Annotated in this window: 2 protein-coding genes; one reads left to right on the top strand and one right to left on the bottom strand. The window is 62.7% G+C overall.

Going from position 1 to position 2,582, the window contains the following annotated elements; all coding sequences use genetic code 11:
- On the top strand, window positions 1–1,694 hold a 1,694-nt coding region (locus Q322_RS0119860; RefSeq protein WP_156953195.1), incomplete at its 5' end, for a putative bifunctional diguanylate cyclase/phosphodiesterase.
- Between the two features lie 243 nt (window positions 1,695–1,937).
- Here the strand turns inward: Q322_RS0119860 and Q322_RS23995 are convergent.
- A partial coding sequence (locus Q322_RS23995) for a transposase family protein (RefSeq protein WP_483782859.1) occupies window positions 1,938–2,582 on the bottom strand: 645 nt, incomplete at its 5' end.

Genomic DNA, 2,582 nt, shown 5'->3' with positions numbered 1-2,582 from the left:
CCCTGGTGCTGCTGTCCTGCCTGTTTTTCCTGGGCAAGCTGAGCTACCTGCTGTACTTTCTCCCGCCGGGCCTGTCCATCCAGGTCGAGATGACCGAATCATTCTTCTGGATTCCAGCCGTCTATGTGCTCTCCCTCTTCATTCCCAACCTGAAGGCGGCGCGCAACGTCACCTTCATTTTCTTCGCGGCCATGACGCTGTGCAGCGTCGGCTACGCGGCGGTCAACGGCTGGACCGCGCAGACCGTCGGGGTACTGTTCGCACTGATCGAGATGCTGCTGGCCAACCTGACCTTGCTGACCCTGACCCAGGCGTTCATCGGCTACAAAGACCGGCTGTCCAGTATCCAGGCACAGGCCCAGACCTTGCAGCGGCTGGTCCACACGGACCTGCTCACGGGTTTGCCGAGCCGCCTGCGCCTGGAGCAGGAACTGAACGAGGCCGTGGGACGCCATGAAGCCTTCACGCTGCTGTTCATCGATGTGGACGGCTTCAAGATGATCAACGATACCCTGGGTCACAGCGTGGGCGACGAGGTCTTGCGGGAATTTGCGGACCGCTTGCAGGGCGCGCTGAAGACAGGGGATCTGGCGGCCCGCATCGGTGGGGACGAATTCGTGGTGGTGGTCAAGGGCACCTCCCCCACCTGGGCCACGGTGCTGGCTCAGCAGTTGCTCGTCGGACTGGCCGTGCCCTTCACCGTGCGCGGCCAGCAGATCCAGCTCAGCGCCAGCATCGGGATCAGCGTCTATCCCGATGATGGTCAGGACGCGGAAACCCTATTGAAACACGCGGACGCCGCGATGTACCAGATCAAACGTTCGGGGCGCAACGGCGTGCGACGTTTCGACGCCGCGCTGGACGCCGAACTGGAGCACACGGTCCTGCTGACCCGCGAATTCCAGTCGGCCCTGACTCTGGAGCAGCTCAGCCTGGTCTACCAGCCGATCTATCACCTGGAAACGGGTGAGATGAGCAAGATCGAGGCCCTGTTGCGCTGGACCCACCCCGAGTTCGGCGTGGTCTCGCCCGCCGTTTTCATTCCCATCGCCGAGTCCAGCGGCCAGATCGTATCGGTAGGCCGCTGGGTCCTCGAGCGGGCCTGCATGCAGGCCCGCCGCTGGCGTGAGGGCCACGGCTGGGCCGGCACGGTCACGGTCAACGTCTCTCCCATTCAGTTCGCGCAGCCTGACTTCGTTGATGAGGTCAAGGGGGCGCTGCTGCTCAGCGGCCTGCCGGCCCACAAACTTGAACTCGAACTGACTGAGAGTGCGGTGATGCAGAATCCGGCCCTGGTGCAGGCGGCCCTGTGCAACTTGCAACGGCTGGGGGTGCAGATCACCATCGACGACTTCGGCACCGGCTATTCCTCGCTGGCGTACCTGCGTGATTTGCCCATCGGCTGCATCAAGATCGACCGCTCGTTCATCGAGGACCTCGCCTCTCCACGCCGCGCGCCGCAGTACGCCGTGGCGCTGATCACGGCCATCGTGGGCATCGCGCGCACCCTCGATCTCCAGGTGGTGGCTGAGGGCGTCGAGACGGAGGCGCAGATGGAGGCGGTGCGGGGGTTCGGCTGCGATTTCGGCCAGGGCTATCACTTTGCCCGGCCTCTGGACCCCGCGCGGCTGACCGAACTGCTGGACCATGCGCGGCCTGGCGTTCAGACCGACTGGCAAAAGCGATTGACCTGAGGGCCGATACCCGGCCACAGCAGCGGAAAACAGGGTCTTCCAGTTTCCTTACAGATCGCTCTATATTAATGAAACCCAAAGATTCTCCTGGAGCTCAGTACCCGACAGTTTTTCGAAGGGTTGAAACATCTCGTCTGACTAGGGTTTTGTGGAGGAGGGGTTCAGTCTGACGGACCTCAGTACCCGACACTTTCCGCTCCTATCGTCTGGTGCGGCGTCCAGAGTCGAATGAGGTGGTGCAGTTCATCCACCGAAGCCCCAACCTGACGGGAAGACGCCCGGACGAGCGACCGGAGGCCCAGCGTCACGACACTCCACGCCCGGCGTCCGGGTCAACACCACATTCATCGGCAGCCCGTACACCTCCACGCCATCGAGTAGCACGGCTTTCTTTCCCGTCTGTAGGCCATCAAGGCGGGTGTCCACCCGCAGCCGCACGGTGATGGGCAGGCCCCGTTCAGCTCGACCCTGAATCCATGCCTGGCCGATGAATTCCTGGTCTGCATAGATCGTGGCGACTTCGTGGCATTCCAGGAGCTTCAGGGCGTCGTCAAGTAGGGCCAGACGGGTAGCCGTATCACTGTTGCCGCTGTGCGGCAACAACTCAAACAGGAGTGGCACGGCCACGCCCCGCCAGTTCACCGCCAGCACCAGCGCGTTCACGTCGGTCTTGCCCAATTTCCAATTGGTGCGGTCCACGATGAAGTCCCGCCGTTTTTTGTCAGGCAGCAGGGCCAGCACCAGACGGGCGACATCCAGAGGATACAGCGGATGCTTGCCAAAGAATCGCTCAATCTGGCGGATGACGGAAGCCGTCTGAGCGTTGCCAGGGCAACGCTCGGCCAGTGCCGCGTGGCGAACGTCTTTGGCTCCAATCAAGGCCAGGAC

This window comes from Deinococcus frigens DSM 12807, from assembly GCF_000701425.1.
GTDB classification, from domain to species: Bacteria; Deinococcota; Deinococci; order Deinococcales; family Deinococcaceae; genus Deinococcus; species Deinococcus frigens.
This window is presented reverse-complemented; position numbering and strand designations above follow the sequence as displayed.